3 protein-coding genes are annotated in these 2,591 nt (G+C 31.5%); all 3 read left to right on the plus strand.

Features of this window, described 5'->3' with window-relative positions:
• Window positions 1–138: 138 nt before the first annotated feature.
• The 3 genes from JGH11_RS19675 (at window position 139) to JGH11_RS19685 (ending at window position 2,438) form a co-directional block, all read left to right on the plus strand.
• On the plus strand, window positions 139–1,197 hold the full coding sequence (locus JGH11_RS19675; RefSeq protein ID WP_201114617.1) for a class I fructose-bisphosphate aldolase: 1,059 nt from the start codon (window positions 139–141) through the stop codon (window positions 1,195–1,197).
• Window positions 1,198–1,441: 244 nt separating this feature from the next.
• Complete coding sequence (locus tag JGH11_RS19680) at window positions 1,442–2,047, plus strand: TetR/AcrR family transcriptional regulator (RefSeq protein WP_201114619.1); 606 nt, start codon at window positions 1,442–1,444, stop codon at window positions 2,045–2,047.
• 64 nt (window positions 2,048–2,111) lie between these two features.
• Window positions 2,112–2,438 carry a multidrug efflux SMR transporter gene (locus JGH11_RS19685; protein ID WP_201114621.1) on the plus strand — a complete coding sequence of 109 codons (327 nt, stop codon included), beginning with the start codon at window positions 2,112–2,114 and terminating at the stop codon, window positions 2,436–2,438.
• The last annotated feature ends 153 nt before the right edge of the window (window positions 2,439–2,591 follow it).

Raw genomic sequence — 2,591 nt, forward strand, 5'->3', positions numbered from 1 at the left:
TGTTAAAAAACCTTTCTAAAAGGTATTAAACAACCCTATGTCTAAAAACTAAAACTAAGCTATTTTGTTCTATATATTAATAGATAAAGTAGTGAAAGAATATTTAGTTTTTGGCACAAAACATTAAACTATATCATTATGATAAATTCTAAAATTACAAACATTTTGGCCGATCAGAGCCAATACTTGTTAGAGCATGTAAGCAAAACCATTGACAAATCGTTAATCCATGCACCCGAAGCCAATTTCATTGACAATATATGGATAGATTCGGATCGTAATATTCCGACGTTAAACAGCTTACAACGTTTATTTAGCCATGGACGATTAGCTAATACAGGATATTTATCAATACTACCTGTCGATCAAGATATTGAACATAGTGCAGGTGCATCTTTCGCACCAAACCCTATATATTTCGACTCTGAAAACATTATAAAATTAGCCATTGAAAGTGGATGTAGCGCAGTAGCCTCCACTTATGGAATACTCGGTTCTGTAGCTAGAAAGTATGCTCATAAAATTCCATTTATTGTGAAAATCAACCATAATGAACTACTCTCCTATCCTACAACTTACGATCAGGTATTGTTTGGTACAATTAAGGAAGCTTGGAATATGGGAGCATCTGCAATTGGGGCAACTATATATTTCGGATCCGAACAAAGTCGTCGTCAAATTGTTGATATATCTAAAGCATTCGAGTATGCTCATGAACTAGGAATGGTTACAATTTTGTGGTGCTACTTAAGAAACAGTAATTTCAAAAAAGATGGTATTGACTATGATAGTGCAGCTGATTTGACTAGCCAAGCCAACCATATTGGTGTAACTATAAAAGCAGATATTGTAAAGCAAAAACTTCCAAATTGCAATGGAGGATTTAAAGCAATCAATTTCTCTAAATGGGATGAACGAATGTATACAGAACTGGCGAGTGATCATCCCATTGATTTATGCCGCTATCAAGTAGCAAACGGATATATGGGACGTGTTGGGCTAATTAACTCCGGAGGAGAATCTCATGGTAGTTCCGATCTCAAAGATGCTGTTTATACCGCTGTAGTAAACAAACGTGCCGGAGGAATGGGCTTAATCTGTGGACGTAAAGCATTCCAAAAGCCAATGAAAGAAGGGGTTGAATTGATTAATACAATACAAGATGTATATTTAGATAAAGAAATAAAATTAGCGTGAGCTAAGTCTAGTGTTTTTTATTATAGTTGCTGAAGAAGCCTTTGCATAATATTTGCGAGGCTTCTTTTTCTTTATACATACAACTAATACAGCAAAAATATGGTTCGGAATATCAAATATATTGGCTAACATTTATCTCGCAACAATTGTTAAGAATTCTATAAGAGCTTAATAATCCCTTTTATTATTTGCCATAACCATAAAAACATTATACCTTTGTTGAACGATCATTCAATTAAATTCAATGAATACAGAAGAATTAATTTTAAAAAAAACATTTAGTCTCTTATTATTAAAAGGATTCGATGCGGTATCAATAACGGATATACAAAAAGCAACAAATCTTTCCAGAGGGCTCCTATATCATTATTTCAGGAATAAGGAAGATCTATTCATAAGAGTAACAGAGAAATATTTTGTACAAATATTTGACTTTGATCTTCGGGAAATAAAAGATTATAATGCACTTGAATTTGTAAACTTTATGTGTAACAGATTTAATAAAATCAGTACTATAATATCAGATATTGTTCAGGAAAATGAAGATATATCATATCCATCAATCTTAAATTACCATTTTCTTTTCTATCAGGTTATGCAACGAGACAGCATATTCAGAGATAACTATCGTTTAATCGTGGAAAAAGAACGTACAGCATGGGAATATTCATTAACGAATAGTCTTTTACAAAATAAGATTAGGAAAGACATAGATATTAAAATCTGTGCCAAGCAACTATTTACGCTAACTGATGGTATTTGGTTTCAAAGCATCTTCAGTCATGATGGAAAAACTATAGTAAAAGATTTAGAAAATACGTTATATCACTATATAGAGTTACTTAAATAATTTTTTTTTGACAACAATTGAACAATCATTCAATAAGTATATAATAATTTAAAATAAAATCATTATGAGTTGGGTATATTTATTACTAGCAAGTTTTTTTGAAGTAGGCTTTACATTTAGCATATCTAAAGCAAAGGTATCTCCTACACCAGAATCAGGTTATTGGTATCTCAGTTTTGCCATTTGCCTGATCTTAGGTATGGGATTATTAATCAAAGCGACTCAATCCATACCAATGGGTACGGCCTACGCTGTCTTTACTGGGATTGGAGCAGCAGGCACAGTATTAGTTGGTATATTTGTATTTAAAGAACCTACCAGTATTATGCGCATATTCTTTATTTGCACTCTGATTGCATCTGTAGTTGGACTAAAAGCTGTATCTCACTAAAATTTAACAATACTATCATTATGTTTTAGAACATTTTTTTAAATAACAAAATAGTACAAACAACTTATTTTTAGATATATAATAAATAGAATTTTTGTTTAATACAATATTGTGTGCGCACACAATATTGTATTAAACAAAAAAATATATAAC

It is taken from the genome of Dysgonomonas sp. Marseille-P4677 (assembly GCF_016652235.1).
In the GTDB taxonomy this organism is placed as follows: domain Bacteria; phylum Bacteroidota; class Bacteroidia; order Bacteroidales; family Dysgonomonadaceae; genus Dysgonomonas.

Bases quoted from the DNA above. Each gene is read 5' to 3' on its own strand.
- JGH11_RS19675 (WP_201114617.1), top strand. From the start codon at position 139: ATGATAAATTCTAAAATTACAAACATTTTGGCCGATCAGAGCCAATAC.
- JGH11_RS19680 (WP_201114619.1), top strand. From the start codon at position 1,442: ATGAATACAGAAGAATTAATTTTAAAAAAAACATTTAGTCTCTTATTA.
- JGH11_RS19685 (WP_201114621.1), top strand. From the start codon at position 2,112: ATGAGTTGGGTATATTTATTACTAGCAAGTTTTTTTGAAGTAGGCTTT.